14 protein-coding genes are annotated in these 18026 nt (G+C 67.5%); 7 read left to right on the top strand and 7 right to left on the bottom strand.

The window, feature by feature from the left end; genetic code table 11:
• Nucleotides 1-86 precede the first annotated feature (86 nt).
• Nucleotides 87-2594, top strand: a complete 2508-nt coding sequence (locus tag BSF38_RS28775; RefSeq protein ID WP_076350440.1) for a helicase HerA domain-containing protein — start codon at nt 87-89, stop codon at nt 2592-2594.
• 20 nt (nt 2595-2614) lie between these two features.
• Here BSF38_RS28775 and BSF38_RS28770 read toward each other — a convergent pair whose 3' ends face one another.
• Nucleotides 2615-3535, bottom strand: a complete 921-nt coding sequence (locus tag BSF38_RS28770) for a polyphosphate kinase 2 family protein (RefSeq protein WP_076350439.1) — start codon at nt 3533-3535, stop codon at nt 2615-2617.
• Between the two features lie 382 nt (nt 3536-3917).
• Nucleotides 3918-5441 (bottom strand): hypothetical protein, encoded by a 1524-nt coding sequence (locus BSF38_RS31810; RefSeq protein WP_076350438.1) that lies wholly within the window; start codon nt 5439-5441, stop codon nt 3918-3920.
• 577 nt (nt 5442-6018) lie between these two features.
• Here BSF38_RS31810 and rlmN point away from each other — a divergent pair.
• From rlmN to BSF38_RS28740, 5 genes are all read left to right on the top strand, one after another.
• Nucleotides 6019-7143 carry a dual-specificity RNA methyltransferase RlmN gene (gene rlmN / locus BSF38_RS28760; protein WP_076350437.1) on the top strand — a complete coding sequence of 375 codons (1125 nt, stop codon included), beginning with the start codon at nt 6019-6021 and terminating at the stop codon, nt 7141-7143.
• 48 nt (nt 7144-7191) lie between these two features.
• A complete protein-coding gene (locus BSF38_RS28755; protein ID WP_237170668.1) occupies nt 7192-7848 on the top strand; it encodes an RNA polymerase sigma factor in 657 nt (218 codons plus the stop codon).
• Nucleotides 7849-8646 carry a ComF family protein gene (locus tag BSF38_RS28750; protein WP_076350436.1) on the top strand — a complete coding sequence of 266 codons (798 nt, stop codon included), beginning with the start codon at nt 7849-7851 and terminating at the stop codon, nt 8644-8646.
• Nucleotide 8647: 1 nt separating this feature from the next.
• Entirely contained in the window at nt 8648-9610 is a 963-nt protein-coding gene (gene hemC, locus BSF38_RS28745; RefSeq protein ID WP_076350435.1) for a hydroxymethylbilane synthase, read from the top strand.
• A 244-nt stretch (nt 9611-9854) separates the two neighbouring features.
• Nucleotides 9855-11045 (top strand): hypothetical protein, encoded by a 1191-nt coding sequence (locus BSF38_RS28740; RefSeq protein WP_145952381.1) that lies wholly within the window; start codon nt 9855-9857, stop codon nt 11043-11045.
• A 649-nt stretch (nt 11046-11694) separates the two neighbouring features.
• Here the strand turns inward: BSF38_RS28740 and BSF38_RS28735 are convergent.
• Nucleotides 11695-11940 carry a hypothetical protein gene (locus BSF38_RS28735; protein ID WP_076350433.1) on the bottom strand — a complete coding sequence of 82 codons (246 nt, stop codon included), beginning with the start codon at nt 11938-11940 and terminating at the stop codon, nt 11695-11697.
• 356 nt (nt 11941-12296) lie between these two features.
• Complete coding sequence (locus tag BSF38_RS28730; RefSeq protein ID WP_076350432.1) at nt 12297-12578, bottom strand: hypothetical protein; 282 nt, start codon at nt 12576-12578, stop codon at nt 12297-12299.
• A gap of 435 nt (nt 12579-13013) precedes the next feature.
• On the opposite strand from BSF38_RS28730, the gene BSF38_RS28725 reads away from it, so the two are divergent.
• The gene (locus BSF38_RS28725) at nt 13014-15650 is read left to right on the top strand and encodes a serine/threonine-protein kinase (RefSeq protein ID WP_076350431.1); all 2637 of its coding nucleotides are present in this window, start codon (nt 13014-13016) and stop codon (nt 15648-15650) included.
• A 3-nt stretch (nt 15651-15653) separates the two neighbouring features.
• On the opposite strand, the gene BSF38_RS28720 is transcribed toward BSF38_RS28725, so the two are convergent.
• The 3 genes from BSF38_RS28720 to BSF38_RS28710 form a co-directional block, all read right to left on the bottom strand.
• Nucleotides 15654-16106: an anti-sigma factor gene (locus tag BSF38_RS28720; protein ID WP_076350430.1), complete on the bottom strand. Its 453-nt coding sequence runs from the start codon at nt 16104-16106 to the stop codon at nt 15654-15656.
• 6 nt (nt 16107-16112) lie between these two features.
• Entirely contained in the window at nt 16113-16742 is a 630-nt protein-coding gene (locus BSF38_RS28715) for an RNA polymerase sigma factor (protein WP_076351598.1), read from the bottom strand.
• A 301-nt stretch (nt 16743-17043) separates the two neighbouring features.
• Nucleotides 17044-17982, bottom strand: coding sequence for an ATP synthase F0 subunit B (locus BSF38_RS28710; RefSeq protein ID WP_145952380.1), 939 nt, complete (start codon nt 17980-17982; stop codon nt 17044-17046).
• Nucleotides 17983-18026 lie beyond the last annotated feature (44 nt).

Raw genomic sequence — 18026 nt, 5'->3', positions numbered from 1 at the left:
ATCTCCTGTCTCGCCGTCGCTCGGTCGATACTATGTTGTAAGACGGGACGATCCTTCCGCCTTGCGCCGTTTGCGAGACGCGTTTCATGAAGAACGAAGACTTCGAGCAGCTCGGCTTCTTTTACCTGGGCAAGTATTACGACCAGGAACGGCGCGCGGTCAGCCAGCGGACGTTTCTCTACGACTCGAAGCAGCTCACGACCCACGCGGTCTGCGTGGGGATGACCGGCAGCGGCAAGACGGGGCTCTGCATCTCGCTGCTGGAGGAAGCGGCGATCGACGGCATTCCGGTGATCGCCATTGACCCCAAGGGGGACGTCGGCGATCTGCTGCTGGGCTTTCCCGACCTGCGAGGGTCGGACTTCCTCCCCTGGATCGACGCCGACGCGGCGGCCCGCCAGGGGGAATCGCGCGAGCAGTTCGCCGACCAGACGGCCGAGACCTGGCGCAAGGGCCTCGCCGACTGGGGCCAAGACGGGGCGCGGATCAAGCGGCTGCAAGACGCCGCCGACCTGGCGATTTACACGCCGGGAAGCTCGGCCGGCCTGCCGCTGACGGTCTTGCGGTCGTTCAACGCCCCGCCCCCGAGCCTCGTCAACGACGCCGAAGCCTACCGCGACCGCGTGGCGTCGGCCGTCTCGGGCTTGCTGGCGCTGCTGGGGATCGACGCCGACCCGATCGCCAGCCGCGAGCACATCCTGCTCTCGAACCTGCTCGATCAGACCTGGCGGAACGGCCGCGACCTCGACCTTCCCGGTCTGATCCACGCCGTCCAGGCGCCGCCGTTCGACAAGGTCGGCGTCATCGACCTGGAGACCTTCTATCCGGCCAAGGAGCGGTTCACGCTCGCGCTGAAGATGAACAACCTGATCGCCTCGCCGGGCTTCGCGGGGTGGATGGAGGGCGAGTCGCTCGACGTGCCGAGCCTGCTCTACACCGCCGAGGGCAAGCCGCGCATCTCGATCATGTCGATCGCGCATCTCAACGACAGCGAGCGGATGTTCTTCGTCACGATCCTCCTGAATGAGATCCTGGCCTGGGTCCGCACCCAGCCGGGCACGTCGAGCCTTCGCGCCGTGCTCTATATGGACGAGATCTTCGGCTACTTCCCCCCCACGGCCAACCCGCCTTCGAAGAAGCCGATGCTGACCCTGCTCAAGCAGGGCAGGGCGTTCGGCCTGGGGGTCGTTCTGGCCACCCAGAACCCGGTCGACCTCGACTACAAGGGGCTCTCCAACGCGGGCGCCTGGTTCCTCGGGCGGTTGCAGACCCAGCGCGACAAGGACCGCGTGCTCGAAGGGCTCGAAGGGGCGTCCAACGCGGCGGGCGCGAGTTTCAACCGGAAGCAGATGGACGAGACCCTCTCGGCCCTGGGGAAACGGGTCTTCGTGATGAACAACGTCCACGAAGACCACCCGGTCGTCTTCGAGACCCGCTGGGCGCTCTCGTACCTCGCCGGGCCGCTCACCCGCGAGCAGATCCAGAAGCTGATGGCGCCCCGGAAGCAGGCCCTGGCCGCGAAACCCGCCTCGCCGGCCGTTCCCGCCGCCGATTCCCCGGAGCCCGAACCGGCGCCGGCGTCCGAACCCAAGCCGTCGCCCGCGCCTGGCAGTCCCTCGGCGGCCGTCGCGTCGGGCCGTCGCCCGGTGGTCCCGCCCGACGTGCCGGAGTTCTTCCTGCCGCGCGTCGGCGTCTCGAATCCCGGTTCCAGCCTCGAATACCGCCCGGCGCTCCTGGGCGTGGCCCGCTTGCACTATGTAGAGAAGAAGGCGGGGGTCGATTACTGGGAGACCCTGGCCTTGCTCCGGCCGATCGCCGACGAGGCGCCCGCCGACGTCTGGGAAGAAGGCAAGCAGTTCACCGACCAGATTCCCGAGCTGGACAAGACGCCCGAGACCGGCGCTTCGTTCGCCGCCTTGCCCGCTCCGCTCACCCGCGCCAAGAGCTACCCCGAGTGGACCAAGACGCTCAAGAACCACCTGTACCGCGCGCGCAAGCTGACCATCTGGACGTGCCCCGAGCTGAAGGCGTACGGCAAGCCCGAGGAGACGGCTCGCGACTTCCGGATGCGGCTGACGCAGGGGGCCAGGGAGAAGCGCGACGCCGACATCGAGGCGCTGCGAGCCGAGTTCGGCCCGCGCCGGACCAGCCTGGAGAAGCGGATGCGACAGGCCCAGGAACGCCTGGAGGCCGAGCAGGCCCAGGCCTCGAAATCGACCTGGGACGCCGCCGTCTCGCTGGGGACCTCGATGCTCGACGCCTTCACTGGCCGAAAGACCTGGACCAAGACCAACGTCAGCAAGGCCGGCGCCGCCGCCAAGGCCGCCGGCCGCGCCATGCAGAAGCGCGGCGAGGCCGGCTCCGCCCAGGCCCAGGTCGATAAGCTGAATGAGGAATACGTCGACCTGGAGACTGAGTTCCAGGCCGATCTGGAACTCATCAAGGCCACACGGAGCGCCGACCTGCTCAAGATCGTCCCCCTCGAATTGACTCCGCGCAAGGCCGACATCACCGTCGAACGGGTCGTCCTCGCCTGGACCCCCTGGAACGCCGACGCCGGCGAGCCGGCCGAGATCGCCTATCAGTCGAGCTGATCCGGACCGTCGGACCGACTTCAATCCTTGTTCTTGTCTTTGTCCTTGCCCTCGGCTTCGAGCTGCTGCTTGGCCGCCTTGATCGTTTCCAGGTGCTCGGGGACGACTTGGGGGTACTTAGGGTCGAGGGCTTCGACAGCCTGGACGATCGTCTGCGCCACGATCGACCGGGCGACCCATTTGTGGTCGGCGGGGATCACATGCCACGGGGCCCACTTGGTGCTCGTGGCGCGGATAGTCTCTTCGTAGGCCTTCATGTAATCGTCCCAGTGGCCGCGCTCGGAGAGGTCGTCGGCGGAGAACTTCCAGTTCTTCGAAGGATCGTCGAGCCGCTTGAGGAACCGCTTGCGCTGCTCTTTCTTCGAGAGGTTGAGGAAGAATTTGAGCACGCGGGTGCCGTTGCGCGACAGATGCCGCTCCAGGGCGTTGATGTCCTCGAAGCGGTCGTCCCAGAAATCGTCGTTGAGCTTTGAGCCGGGGATGCGCTCGGCGTGGACGAGTTCCGGGTGGACGCGGACGACGAGGACCTCCTCATAGTACGAGCGGTTGAAGATCCCGATCCGACCGCGCTCGGGCAGGGCCTTGGTGTACCTCCAGAGGAAGTTGTGGTCGAGTTCCTCGGCCGACGGGTGCTTGAAGCTGAAGACCTGGCAGCCCTGGGGGTTGACGCCCGACATCACATGCTTGATCGTGCCGTCCTTGCCGGCCGCGTCCATGGCCTGGAAGATGATCAGCAGCGACCACGAGTCGGCCGCGTAGAGGCGATCCTGCGCCTCGGCGAGATCCGAGACGTTCTGCGTCAGCGACTCTTCGGCGAACTTCTTCCGCTGGTCTTTGGCGATGTCCGGATCGCCAGCCCACGCGGGATCGTGGTCCTCGAGCCGGAACGTCTTGTCGTGGTCGACGCGGCACATCGCGACGATCTCGTTGGGGGTCATCATTGAGGGCGGGCCTCGTCGAGCGAGCTGGGACTTTTTCGGCGAGGGCGAGGTCTCGCCCTCCAGTCGGAAATCACCATCTAGGAATACAACGGCGATCGCGAGGATGACAGGGGGACGACGCTCCCCCCCGCCGTTTTCGGGCCCCGGCCGAAGGTCGGCGGGGGCCCTGGATTAGTGATGTCGTTCGCCGTGCTGTGCTGGCTGCTCTCGCTCGACCTGGCGGGCGGGATGCGGAATGTTGAGATCTCACCTCCTCGCCTTGCGGCGTAAATGAGACAGGACGGACGAATGATCAAGCCATCATGACAATAAATAGAAAGCAATAAGCCTGCGATTGTGGATCATTCGATCCGTCCCGTCTTTAACGCGACGACGAACTGCGTCAGATGATGGTGCCTCCGGTCCCGGTCCCGGTCCCGGTTCCAGTACCAGTCCCGGTTCCGGTTCCGGTTCCGGTCCCGGTCCCGGTCCCGGTCCCAGTGCCAGTTCCGGTCCCAGTGCCAGTCCCGGTTCCGGTCCCAGTGCCAGTCCCGGTTCCTTCGAGGTTCGTCGGCTGAGTGAGCCCGAACGTCCCGTTCGCCGCGGTCACGAGGTCGTTGAAGCCCGTGCCGAAGCTGCTGTTGAAGCCCGAGGGCGCGGTGCCGAGCCCAAGGAAGCCCGACCCCGTGCTGGCGAAGCCGTTGTTGAAGCCGTTGTTGAAATTATTGCTGGTGAACTGCGAACCAAAGATACTTGGGAAGGTCGAGCCCGATTGGAAGAAACCGCTCGGCAGGCCGGTCGTCGGCTGCGCGCCAAGGAAGCCGCCGATTAATGTGGAGAAGTTCTGGAATGCGTTTGTGAACCCGCTCTGGAAACCCGTATTGAACAGGTTCGAAGTGAATGGCGTGGTAGTCGTGCCAGTGGGGAATACGCCCGACAGGCCGTTCACGAAACTCGTGGTGGGGAGGCCAGTCGTGGCGTCGGTGCCGTTGGCGAACAGGGCCGACTGAAGCTGCGATTGCAGGCTCGAGGCGTTGGGGAACATCGAGAGCAGGCTGCCGGTCTGGAAGGCGGCCGTGTTCAATGCGGTGTTGAACTGTTGCTGGAAGCCGCTGACGGCTTGCGAGTTGAAGGCCCCGGTCGAGTCGAACAGGGCCGTCTTGGCGAGCGGGCCGACGCTGTTGGACAGGGTCCCGAAGGTGTTGTTGAGCAGTTTGACCGCCTGGTTGCCCATAAATTGTGAGATGGGAATTTGCTGGCCCGTCGTCGGGTCGACCGACAGCCTGGTCAAGGGCGTGGTCCTCAAGAATCTACCGAGCTGGTTGAAATTGCTGTTGAACGCCGTGCTGATCTGCCGGTTGATGGTGTTCACCAGCAACGACTGAGATCGGGCGAAGCGGCCTGAGTTGAGCTGGGCGGTGATCCTACTGGTCAGGCTGTTGCCTTGGCTGCCCAGGAGGCTGTTCTGGAGGTTCGAGATCAGGTTGCCGCTGGACGCCCCGGGAAGGAGGGACGCTTGTGACGAGAGCTGGAAGGCCGTGGCGTCGAGCGCGCCCCCCAGTGTGTTCCGCAAGCCCGCCAGCGCCTGCGAAGTCAGACGGCCGTTGGCGCCGAGATTCGCCGGGTCGCTGTAGAGGCTGGCGACTTGACTGGTGATGAATTGCTTGAGCGCGCCCTGGGTGGCGCTGAACTGCTGATGGTAAAGGTTATTGAGCTGCCGGGCCTCCGCCAGCGCCGCGAGGCCGGGACGGCTGGTCAATCGTGTCAGGCCGGCCCGGTTCGCTCCGCCCATTTGAGCGGCGATCTCGGCTTGCACGAGCGAGGCCAACGAAGCCGACGTGGAATTCAGGACGACCCGTTCTTCGAGTCGTACGTCCTCGAGCGCAGGACGAAAGGCGATGCGGTTCTTTCTAAGTTTGCTGCTCATGATGTTGACCTTCCAGGGGCGGACGAGCCGGTTCCCTTATGGGCGCAACGGGGCGGCAGGCGGCAATTCCTGTTCGCCGTCCGTCGGCTTTGAGGAGAGTTCTTGGTTGGTTCGTGGGAGACCCGAGCGCCCTTGTCAGGCCCTCGAGCCGGTTGATAAAGGCATGTATTGCAATAGCATGTTTCGTGCCCGTTCGTCCGAGGCGCCGCACCAACCCTGTGAAAAATTCAGATTGCTCGTGCGGCGCGGTTGTTTGGGCGGGGTGGATTGTGATGATGGGCGTGAACTGCGTTGATCCGCCGCCAAGAATCAGGAAATCAAGTGCGCGAGACGGCGACGGCCTTTCCTCCGGATTCCAAAGGACGGGTTGGCTGCATGGGGGAACATGAGGAGGAGCGGGTAACGATTCGGCGGGCCGTCCCGGGTGCCTGAGGCCGTCCGACCCTCGCCGTTTTCGGCTCCGGGCTGCGGTTTTCCCGCCACGCGCGGCATCGCGTCTTGGCCGGGGAGCGACGCATCCATACAATAGGGTCGGGTTGTGCGCGAAGCGAGATCGAGGACCGAGGACGGGGCGTTCATGGAAGCCGGAGACCGGGTGGAACCACAGACCGAGGAGCTGCGCGCGAGGCGTCCGCTGTTCGAGGCGACGGCCGACGAGCTGCGCGCCTGGACCGTGGAGCAGGGGCACCAGGCGTATCGGGTCCGGCAGATCCAGCAGTGGGCGTTCCATCGCCGGGCGTCGTCGTTCGAGGCGATGACCGACCTGCCGCTCGACCTGCGGCGCCGGCTCGACGCCGACTGGAGCCTGTTCGCGACCGCGGTCGCGTTCCGCGGCGAGTCGCCCGACGCCACCGACAAGCTGCTGCTCAAGTGCCGCGACGGCCGGATGATCGAGTGCGTGCTCATGACCGAGGAGCACCGCCGGACCGTCTGCATCAGCACCCAGGTCGGCTGCGGCATGGGCTGCGTCTTCTGCGCCAGCGGCCTCAGGGGGGTCGAGCGGAACCTGACCACCGCCGAGATCTTCGACCAGGTCCTCCAGGCCCAGAACCTGCTTCCGCTCGGCGAGTCGGTGTCGCACATCGTGGTGATGGGGATGGGGGAGAGCCTGGCGAACCTCGACGCCCTGCTCGCCGCGCTCGACCGCGTCTGCTCGGCCGACGACGGCCTGGGGATGAGCCAGCGCCGGGTGACCATCTCGACGGTCGGCCTCCCCGAGAAGATTCGCAAGCTGGCGGCTCAGGACCGGCAGTACCACCTGGCGGTCTCGCTGCACGCCCCGACCGAGGAGCTGCGCAACGAGCTGGTTCCGGTCAACGAGAAGGTCGGCCTGACCGCCGTGGTGCAGGCCGCCGACGACTATTTCCGGATCACCGGACGACAGGTGACGTATGAGTACGTCATGCTGGGAGGCGTCAACGACCGCCACGAGCACGCCCTGGCGTTGGGTCGGCTCTTGCGTGGCCGCAAGTCGCATGTCAATCTGATCCCGTACAATCCCGTCGCCGGCCTGCCGTTCGAGCGTCCCGATCCGGACGGCGTGCGGCGGTTCGTCGCGACCCTGCGCGACCGGGGGGTGAGCGCGACGGTGCGGAAGACCAAGGGCCAGGCCATCGACGCCGCCTGCGGTCAGCTTCGCCGCCGGTTCGAGTCCGCTCCGTCGCCGGCCTTCGTCTCGCCCTTGACGGTCGAGGTTTCCTGAATTTCCCGACGTCGTCGCCGACGTCCTTCGCCTCGGGGGGCTGTGCTCGTGAGTCGTGGAGAACTCGACGCGCTGGAACGGCAACTCGAATCGCGCGACCCCGACGTGCGGCTCATGCTCCAGATCCGTGACGACACGCCGGGCGCCTTCGAGGTCATGGTCTCGCGCTACCAGGACCGGCTCGTCGGCGTCCTCTATCACATCGTCGGCAACCTTGAGGAGGCCGAGGACCTGTCGCAGGACGTGTTCCTCCGGGTCTACAAGGCGCGGAAGGGATACCGGCCCAAGGCCAAGTTCTCGACCTGGCTGTTCACGATCGCCAACAACCTGGCGATGAACCACGCGCGGAGCAAGGGGCGGAACCCGTCGGTCAACCTGGGCGGGGCGGGCAAGGACGGCTCGCAGGCCGAGTCGCCCCTGGCCCAGACCTTGCCGTCGCGTGAGGGGACGGCGTCGGCCCAGATGCGGAAGGTCGAGCTCTCCGAGATCGTCCGCGAGGCGCTCGGGGTCCTGAACGAAGACCAGAAGATGGCGGTCCTGCTGAACAAGTTCGAGGAGATGAGCTACGCCGAGATCGGCGCGGTCATGAACCGCTCGCCGGCGGCGGTCAAGTCGCTCCTGGCGCGGGCCCGCAACGAGCTGCGCGAGCAGCTTGAGCCCTACCTGGCGCTCGACTCGCCCCGGGCCCGCGGCGCGAGCGGTTGAATGGGCGCCCCTCCCGGCCTGCTCGCGTTCCACGACTGGCCCCGCCGGCTCTCGAAAGCCTGGAGAGCGGGGGGCGACGCCCTCGGCGACCTGGTTTTCCCCTGGCGATGCGCCGTCTGCGAGGCGGCCGGGCCAGGCCTCCGCGAGCCGTTCTGCGCGCCCTGCCGGGGCGTCCTGCGGGCCCGGGCCGCGGAAATCCAGCGGAACTCGTGCCCTCGCTGCGCCATGCCCGTCGGCCCCTTCGCCGACCTCGACAAGGGCTGTTCGGAGTGCCGGGGCCGCCCCCTCGGCTTTGACGCGGCGATCGCGCTGGGCTATCACGAAGACCCCTGGCGACGGCTCTGCTTGAAGCTCAAGAAGGAGCGAGAAGCCTGGCTCGCGCCCTGGATGACCGGCCTGCTGGCCGAGGCTCGGGCGACGGAGCTGGCCCTCCTGCCGGCCGACGCCTGGGTCGTTCCGGTCCCGCTGCACTGGCTCCGGCGGTTGCACAGGGGGTACAATCAGTCCGACGCCCTGGCCCAAGGCCTGGCCCGTCGGCTCGGCCTGGAAACGCATCGGCCGATCCGTCGGATCAAGTACACGGAACATCTGGTTGGCATGAACCTGACGAAACGGGCCGAAATCGTGCGCGGGGCCTTCCAGGTCGACGCGCGACGCGGCCCGGATTTGAAAGGCCGAACCGTCCTCCTGGTCGACGACGTCCTGACCACCGGCGCCACCACGGGGGCGGCCGCCCGCGCCCTGAAGCGAGCCGGTGCCGCGCGCGTGGTCGTCGCCGTCCTGTCCCGAGCCCTTTGACATGAACCCTCCTCCCGTTCCCGCGTCCACCTCAGCCCCGCTCCGAATCGGCACCCGCGGCAGCCGCCTGGCGCGCTGGCAGGCCGACTGGGTCGCCGACCGCCTCCGGGCCGCCCACCCGGGGCTGACCGTCGAGCTGATCGAGATCAAGACCCAGGGCGACCGCGACCGCAACTCGCCCCTGGCCGCGATCGGCGGGACCGGCCTGTTCACAAAGGAAATCCAGCGCGCGGTGGTCGACGGCCAGGTCGACGTCGCCGTCCACAGCCTCAAGGACCTCCCCACCCAGGGCCCCGACGCCCTCATCCTCGCGGCCGTTCCCCCTCGCGAAGACGTCGCCGACGCTTTAATCGCTCCAATCCATCGAACCCTTGCGGCCCTTCCGGCCGGATCGCGGATCGGCACCAGTTCGCTCCGCCGCCGGGCGCAGATCCTGTTCGTCCGGCCCGACCTCGACGTGACGACGATCCGGGGGAACGTCGAGACCCGGCTCAACCAGGCCCTCGACCAGAAAATCGACGCCGTGATCCTGGCCTGGGCCGGTCTGCACCGGCTGGGTCTTGAAGGCCACGTGACGCAGCGTCTGGAGCCTCCCGATTTCCTGCCCGCCGTGGGGCAGGGGGCGCTGGGGATCGAATGCCGCCGCGACGACCCGACCACGCGGGGGCTGCTCGCCGTGCTCGACGACCCCGACACCCATCACGCGGTGGTCGCCGAACGCCGGGCGCTCGCCGAGCTGGAAGGGGGCTGCATGATCCCCATGGCCGCCTGGGCCCGGCGAACGTCGGCGGACCTGCTGGCCCTCGACGCGGTCGTCTTCGAGCCCGACGGCCGGCAGCGGATCGCCGCCTCGCTCCAGGGCCCGATCGACGATCCCGACGCGCTGGGACGCCGGGTCGCCGAGGCGCTCCGGCAAGAAGGGGCCGAACCGCTGCTGGCGGCCTTCCGACAAGACCGACGGTAAGCGTTTTGCCTGGCGAGGTCTGGTCGCGCGGGCCTCTCGGGCTTCGAAAACATCAATCGCTCCCGGCCTCCGACCGATAAATCGCGGAGGGGGCACGGGGACGTTTTCGACGTCCCTTGGCGCACCCTTGAGGATGGAACGGGATCGAGGGAACACGCTGGTTTTGCGGCCGCCGCCGCTCGGGGCGACCTGGGCGATTCGCGCGGTTGAATCGGCTTTGTGCGACATGCAGGATGGTCCCGCCTTGAATGAGATCTCGAGCAAACGCGGTTTTCGGCTCTCGTCGACGTTCAAGCGGATTCACAACCGCCTTGACGCCTCCCGGAGCGGTTCCCGAAGCGCCGATGAGAATCGGCCGCGCTCGGGGAACGTCCCGGCGGTGCTCGGCCTTGTGGCTCTGACGGCCGTTACGAGCTGGGTCGTGGCCCGGATCTCCGTCTGGCTGGTTCCCGTCTACATGTCCGCCATGGTCCTGATCTTCGCCGCGCCCCGGACGAACCGTCCGAAGGCCGCGGCGCGTGTCCCGGAAGAACTCGCGACCGAGCCGAACGAAGGCGCCGAGCCGACGTCCGACGACGATTCGCGGGGGACTCCCTCCGTTCCGGTCGAACCGCCGACGGCCGTTGACGCCGCCGCCGCTTCTCCGAAACCTCGAAAACGTCGGGGCAAGGGGAAGCGTTCGACCAAGGCGGCGGCCGCCGCCACGGAAGCCGATCCCACGGCGGCTCAGGTCACGTGGATCCGCGTCGGCCCCGGCAAATTCGTCCGGGCCGACGCCCAAGATCCCGAGACCGAAGGTTCGCCGTCGCCGGTTTCCGTCCCTGACGCCGACGCCGAAACCGTCGCCAGCGCCGACGAGCCGGACGAAGGAATCCATGACGATTCGCTGACGGTGGAAGACGAGACGACGCGCGCCGAGGCAGCGCCGGAGGAGCCTGGCTCTTTCGAGCTTCCCGAGCCGCCCGAGGTTTCCGAAGCACGCGCCGAGGAGCACGGTATCGCACCCTCTACACTCGGCGAGGGGCCGGAAACCATCGTATTTTCCGATGAAGCGGATCATGAGGATTCTCAGCCTGACTTCGTCGCGTCTCTCGCGGCGGAACCCATCGCTGAAGCGGAGCCGGTCGCGGCCCCTCTCGCGCCGATCGCTTCGATTCCGATCCCCTCGACGACCGCGATTCGGGACCTCGGGCCGACCCGGCCCCCGGTCCTGCTCGACCCTCCGACGGCGGAAGCCCATCGCCGCCGCACCGTCGGGCCGGTCGTCTGTTCAAGCCCCCTTCGGAACGTCCGACGCGGCGATGCGCCCCGGCCCTCGACCTTCAACGGTCGCGGGGTCGACGTCCGCCTTCGCCAGCGCTCCAGCCGAATCCGAAGCCGCTTGATCCGCGTCGAGCGCGACTTCCAACCCCGCTCCCCGCCGACGCGCGCCTGACCGACCCGACCCGACCTCGAACAAACCCAACGACGCGACGCGGGCTGTGAGGCATCACTCCCGCGTCGCGTTCGCGCGCGCCGCCGTTGGGTTCGTTCGCGCCGAAACCGGAGCCGTCGGGCTTCTCCTCAGCGCTGGCGACCGGCTTTCTCCCCCTCCCGCGCCCGCCCCGGCGATTGGGTTCGTTCGCGCCGCCGGAGCCGGTCGGATGCGGTGCATAAGCCGCTTGAATGCAGAGCTTTGGGTCTATTCTCGAAATTGGCTTCGATTGCTCGAAATCTCCCCGTCTCTTGACCTCTCGTCCTTCGACGGGGCTCCAATTTCTCACCGACCCTCCCCCCCAGCGCATCGCCGGCCGTTGGGTTCGTTCGCGCGGATTTCTCCAAGAAAGGCCGTCGCGAGTCTGCCTTCTCCCGGGGGGAGAAGGGAAGACACCCCGCGGCGATTGGGTTCGTTCGCGCGGATTTTCGACGTTCGCCGAGGCCGTTCGGTCGGAACGGTCCGCTGGGTTCCTCGATCACCGATGCCGACTTGCCAAAGACGCGAACGCCCTCGGCGCGTTCCCTACTGGGAACTTATGATGACTTGCCGTCGTGAAGAAAAAATCTCATGGTCTCGCGACGGGTTTTGATCGGTGAATCGGCATAATTCAGATAATCGATATAAGCTCGGCTGGCTCGCCGAGGTCGAGTTTTCTTGCTCGACCCGCTCGGATTTCGGCCAGTGCGTCATCCGCCAGGCGAGAGAGGAGGTCGGCCGACTCGGGGCGGGCGAATAATTCGTCCCATCGCGACTCGGCCTCGATCTCCTGAAGGATGATCGAGGCGATCGCCTCCTGGTCTGATTCGGGAAGCTGCTTGGCCTTGAGGAAGGCTTGCTCCATAAGCTGCGACATGGGTCTTCACTCGCTCAGCCTTGGTCGATCACGTCTGGTTTCAGGATACTCGGCGGAGAAGGCTGAACGGAAGCGAGAATCGTCATGCCACCTTTCCTGCCTCGTGACTTCACCCAGGAAGCGGCGAGGGTTGCCGCACATCGAGCATGAGCAAGGGGTTCGGTCGACGGCGTGGCGGACGATCAACTTGGGGGTGATTCGGCCCGGGTCGGACGCCCACATCCACCGAAGATGGCGCAGCGCGCGTCGCCGGGCGCGCAGCCAGTGATGCCGACGGAAGCCCAATCCTCGCATCGCGTGTTCCTCTCCCCCGAGTTCGGTCTACAATTTACGATGCCACCCCCACCCGTTTCGGATCAAAGGCCGAGGATCAGGTTCGGCTCGGGGGGGATTTCGACGAGTTCCGCCGGGGGGCCGAGGAAGGTCGATTTGGGGGCGATCCGCTTGCGGGTGATGTGGAAACCCGCGCAGCGTTTGCAGCGGTAGACGATCACCCGGGTGCCTTCGCATTCGCGGCCGGTCGCCCGGATCCAGATTTCGAGGGCGACGCGATGCCCCTCGGCGGTGAGACGGTCGGCGTGGAAGAGGCGTCTGCAGGTTGGGTCGGGGGCTGGCAGAATCATCCGAGATCGCGCCATGGGTCGAGACTCCCGCGTTGAGATTCCTCCCCCGCCAGGTCCGTTGCATGCAGACGAAGCGACAGGTGCGGATTCTGGTGGCATGTTGAGACGAGCGTGGCGAGACGGCGAAACCCGTGCTATCTTCCGTGTAAGCATGGTTAGGCAGATCCGTTCAATCTCGCATCATCGTAACGTCTGCCACCTCCCAAGGTGACACGAGAACGATCGTGAGCCGGGAGTGTTCTGAAATGCATCGTTGCTCGGGAACCCGCTTGTGGAGGCTGCGAAACATGGGTTTGCGGCCTGGCCCGGGTTGGCCGACGGGGCGAATGGGTCGGCGAGCGGCGGCGGCTTTGTTGAGAGCATGATCGTAACGTGTTACAGTCTTAGGGAACTTGGGAACCTAGTCGTTGTGACTCCGACGGCCGCCCGATGGGTGGCGCAGGGCCTGGCATGGTCGATCCCCAGACATCCCGATTCTGGCAGGCGTCGCTTCAGAGCGGACTGATCGACGCACAGGGTCTCGCCGCGTGCTGGGGGGCGATTCCCGAGGAGAAGCGCGATGCGCGCGAGCATCTCGACCGCCGCCTGGCGCGTCAGGCCGTGCAGTTGCGGCTATTGACCCTCTGGCAGGCGCAGCAGCTTCTTGCGGGGAGGTCCAGCGGGTTCCGGGTCGACCGGTACCTGATGCTCGACCTGATCGGCCACGGCGGCATGGGGCGGGTGTACCTGGCGCGCGACACCCGGTTGAACCGGCTGGTGGCCCTCAAGATCCTGGCCCCCGAGCGGATGAACAACCCCCGGGCGATCGCGCGGTTTCAGCGCGAGGCGCGGGTCGGGGCGCAGCTCCAGCACGAGAACCTGGTACGGATCTACGACTTCGGCGAGTCGCAGGGCCGCTACTTCCTGGTGATGGAGTTCATCGAGGGCAAGACGATCGGGGCGCAGATCGCGGCCGAGGGGAGGCTGGCGCCGGCCGTCGCCGCGCGGCTGACCCGGCAGATCGCGCTGGGGCTGGACCACGCGCATCGCAAGGGGCTGATCCACCGCGACGTCAACCCGTACAACGTGATGGTGACGAACGACGGGGTGGCCAAGCTCGCCGACCTGGGGCTGGCGATCGACATGGCCGAGGAGGGGCGGGTCACGCGCGAAGGGGCGACCGTCGGCACCTTCGACTACGTGGCGCCCGAGCAGGCCCGGCACTCGCACTCGGCCGACATCCGCAGCGACATCTACTCGCTGGGTTGCAGCATCTACCATATGATCGCCGGCCAGGTGCCGTTCCCCAGCCCGAGCCTGCCGGAGAAGCTGTTCTCGCACCAGGCCCTCGAACCGACGCCGCTGGTCGAGCTGGCTCCCGAGGTCCCCGCGGGGCTCGCCGAGATCGTCGCCAAGATGATGCGGAAGCTCCCCACGGATCGGTACGAGTCGCCCCAGCAAGTCGTGCAGGCGCTCGAGCCGTTCCTCGACGATTCGACGACGATCCCGGCGTTCGACGCCACCTCCGCGCCGGCGGGTCCCCCCTCCGTCCGGACCGATTCCGCCGTCCCCCCGAGCGAATCCCAGGTCCAGGCCGCCGCCGCGACCAGCGTCAGCGGCCAGCTCGCGCCGTCGGAGGAATTCCCGGTGGTCGTGGACCTCGGCCCCGAGCCGTCGCTGGCCGGTTCGGTCAGTCGCGCCAAGCCGTGGTTCAGCGGAAGCCTCGCCCTCGGCGCTCTCGGCGCCCTCGGCAAGACGCCGTCGACCACCTCCCTGGCGACCCCGGCGCCCACCCCCACGCCCGACCCCAACCTGTCCGAACCGCCGCCGCCGTACTCCTGGCGCGACGACCGCAGGGTCGTTCTGGGGGCTCCGGCCGCGGCTCTGGTTCTGGTCGCGGCGATCCTCGGGATCGCGATCTTCTGGCGAGGCACGCCCACCACGCCCTCCGTCCACCCGCGGTCGACGGCCGGCGCCGGCTCCGACTCCGGCGGAACGGCGATCGGGTCGAAGTCGCAGCCGGTCGGAGTCGCCGACGGCAAGGAGTCGCCGATCGTCGTGATCGATCAGGACGGCGAGGAGGCCCCCGCGACCGACCTCTTCCAGGCCATGCAGGCCGCCCTGGGGAACCGGGGGACCGTCGTGCTCCGCAATCGCGAGCCGCTGATGCTTCAGGCCGGCGACAAGGCGATCACCATCAAGAGCACGGGGACGCTTCGCCTGCAAGCGGCCCGGGGGATCGCCCCGGTCTTGAAGATCGATATGAAAGGGCAAAAGCCGTTCCTCTCGACCGGGCCGAGCGTCAACCTCCTGGTCGAGGGGCTGACGTTCGAGGTCTTCGATTCGGGACCGACGCCGGGTAAGGCCGCGCCGCCGGTCGTGCTTGCGTTGGGCAGGGCTCGGTTCGACCACTGCGCCTTGCGGACGAACGCGGCGGGACGCCTGGCCGACTCGCGCGCGATCGTCTCGGAAGGGGGCTCGCTGACCGTCGACGGCAGTTGGTTCGAGGGCTTCGCCGCGGCGATCGAGATCCGGGCGATGGCGGGCTCGAAGAACACCGTCCGCCAGACGATGATCGTTCCGGGCCGACCGCCGGCCGAGGCCGCCCAATCGGGGCGCGCCGGCTGGGGCGTCCGGGTCCAGTTTCTGGGCGGAGGCGCGGCGAAGGCGAAGCGCGAGCTGGGACTTGAGCATTGCACCTTCGCCGGCGAGGGCTTCCTCGGCCTGGCGGGCTTCTCGGCGCAATCGCCCTTGAGCCTCGTCGTCAACGACTGCGCCGTGCAGGCCGACGCGCTGGTCCGCTGGGAGCCGTCGAAGCCCGACGTTCTGTTCGACGCCTCGGCCGTGCGATGGTCGGGGGAGGGGAACCAGTTCGACGTCGCCGGGAAGTCGTGGATCGTCCCGCCGCCTGGGGCCGCTCCCACCGTCGCCGACCTGGACGGCTGGATGAAGCTGGCCCCCGAGCGCGACCCCGTCCGGACGGCGATCTTGTTCCCGCTCGAACCGCGAACCGCGGCGGGAGGGCCGACGCCTCAGGCGTACGCCGTCGCGCCGACCGGCGCGCGTCGTCCCGGCGCCGACCCGGCGGAGGTCGGTCCCCGGCCGTGAGGATCAGTGATCCTTGGGTTCGTCGCCGAGCAGGTGCTGGCTCGATTTGAGGATGCGGTGCTGGCGGGTCTTCGACGCCTGGGCGGCGGTCGAGGCCTGGGCCTGGGCTTCGAGGTCGGCGAGGTTCGCCTGGCAGAACGGGCACTCGACGACGTCGAGGTGGAACTGGAAGTACGCGCCCAGCTCGGGGTCGAGGGCGTCGAGCAGGTAGCTGCCGAGCTGCTGCCGGCTGGGGCAGGTCAGGCGGGACCGGTGCCAGATGGCGCCCAGGGTGTGAAGCTGGAAGTCGTCGCGGTCGTTGCGGACGTCTTCGAGCTGGGAGCGGAGCTGGGCCGAGTCGCGGAGGGCCTTCTCCACCCGCGCCATGTCTTCCGGGGGAAGCTGGTCGGCGAGGTAGTCCTGGAGCATGGCGTCGTCGATCGCGGCCGGGCTGTGCGGGGCGTCGTCACGGCTCATGGCGGCTCAGGCTCCTCCGAGTTCTTCGAGGCTCAACCCCGCCCGGCGGGCCATCTCCTTGAGCCGGGCGACGGTCTGGAACTTGTAGCTGGCCACGGCTTGTTCGGTCAGGCCGAGGTAGCGGGCGACGTCCTTGTTGGCCCACCCCTTGACGACGAGCAGCTCCATGCAGCGGATGCGGCCGTAATCGCCTCGGGCCAGCCACTCGCGGACGAGCTGGCCCATCGACTCGCTGAGCAGCCGTTCCTCGGCCTTGCGGCGCTCGCCGCTGCGGGCGATGCTCGACGCCGCCCGCGCCTCGCCGGGGACCTCGTCGAGCGGTCGGCCGTGGTCGTCCGAGCCGAACTGGTCGATCGGCCGCCGGCCTTGCTTGCGCAGGTGGTCGGTCAGCTTGTGGGCGGCGATCGAGAACAGGTACGCCTCCATGTCGCGCTTCTCGTCGTAGTGCGGCAGGCTGGTGAGGAAGCCGATGAAGGTCTCCTGAACCACGTCCTCGCTGGCCGCCCGGTCGCGAAGCCGACTGTCGACGAACGCCAGCAACCGGCCCTCGAACCGCTCGATGAGCTGGCGCCAGGCCTGCGCGTTGCCGGCGCGGACTTGCCGGACGATCAGGGTGTCGGAATCGGATGTGGCCATCAGTTTGAGTGTCCCGCTTGAGAGCACGCGGTTCGCTGACCGGATCGGCGTCGTCATCGGAAATTCTAACTGCGCCGACGGCTTCCTGGCTATCAAATCCCGCGTGGACGGAAGCGGAAAACCGAGCGGCGGCTGGAGCGGTTCGCGGCTGTGTTGCACACGGCCCGTCGTTAGAAGCCGGCTGAATACAAGCTCGAAGCGCCAGCGAGTGAATCACGCGAAGGCTCCTGGCAGATCCACTCGCTGGCGCTTCGAGCTTGTAAGGGCGCGTCGTCCAAACGCTTTCCGACCGCGAACCGCTCTAGGCGATCATCTGATAGATCACGACCCCCGCCGCGCCGACGCCGGCGGCGGCGAGCATCCGCAGCCGGTTGGTGTAGTAGCCCTTGGTCGCCTCGTCGGTCCGGATGTAGCCGGAGACGGCGGCCAGGCAGACCAGGACGAACCCAAGCAGGCCGGCGAGCTTGAACATCCGGTCGCGGACGACGATCTGCTGATGAGAGCGAACCAGCTCGTCGCGGCGGGCGGCGGAGAAATCGGCGTCGAGCTCGGCGACGTAGAGCGTCGAGTACGGCTTCTCGAACGACTTCTCGACCGGCGTGAGCCGGGTTTGCATGACCATCGCTTCGAGCTGCCGCTCGGAGGGCCGCCAGGACGCCGGGACGTAGGGCTCCAGCCAGGTCGCGACGTCCTCTTGAAGCTGGCGCCGGGCGTCGGCCTTGGCTCGCTCCTCGTTCACCGAGATCCGGCCGACCACCTTGTGGATCTCGTCCGGCTTCGGGGGCCGCGGCGGCGTGAACGACGCGACGGCGACCCGTCGGGCCGGCCGCGCCGAGCGATGGCGAGCCGGGGCCCTGGGAGCGGCCGGGGGGGCGGGAGGAGCGGGCGAGGCCGTGGTCACGCGGGTGCCCGGCACGATCGGCACGGGGATGCCCTCGACCGACTCCCGGATTTCGCGGGCGGCGTCCGACAGGGCCTCGTTGGCGTCTCGGGCGGCGTCCCGGGTCGCTTCATCGACCTCGCGGCGGGCGTCCTCGATCGCTTCGAGGGCCTCGCGACGGGCGTCGTCAGCGTCCTCTTTCGCCTGGCGGGCGGCTTCGTACTCCCTTTGGACGGCCCCGGGGCCGTGCGAGCCGAAGTCGATATAGTAAGTGTCATGAATGTGAGGGTGGCGAGCGTTGAGTCTCACGTAGGCGACCAAGCCCAGCACCAGCAACACCACGAGGATCAACCGTTTCATCGTTTCCATCCGCTCCCGGCGTCGGGGCCGTTTGAAAGGAATCG

This window comes from Paludisphaera borealis, from assembly GCF_001956985.1.
Lineage (GTDB): Bacteria > Planctomycetota > Planctomycetia > Isosphaerales > Isosphaeraceae > Paludisphaera > Paludisphaera borealis.
This window is presented reverse-complemented; position numbering and strand designations above follow the sequence as displayed.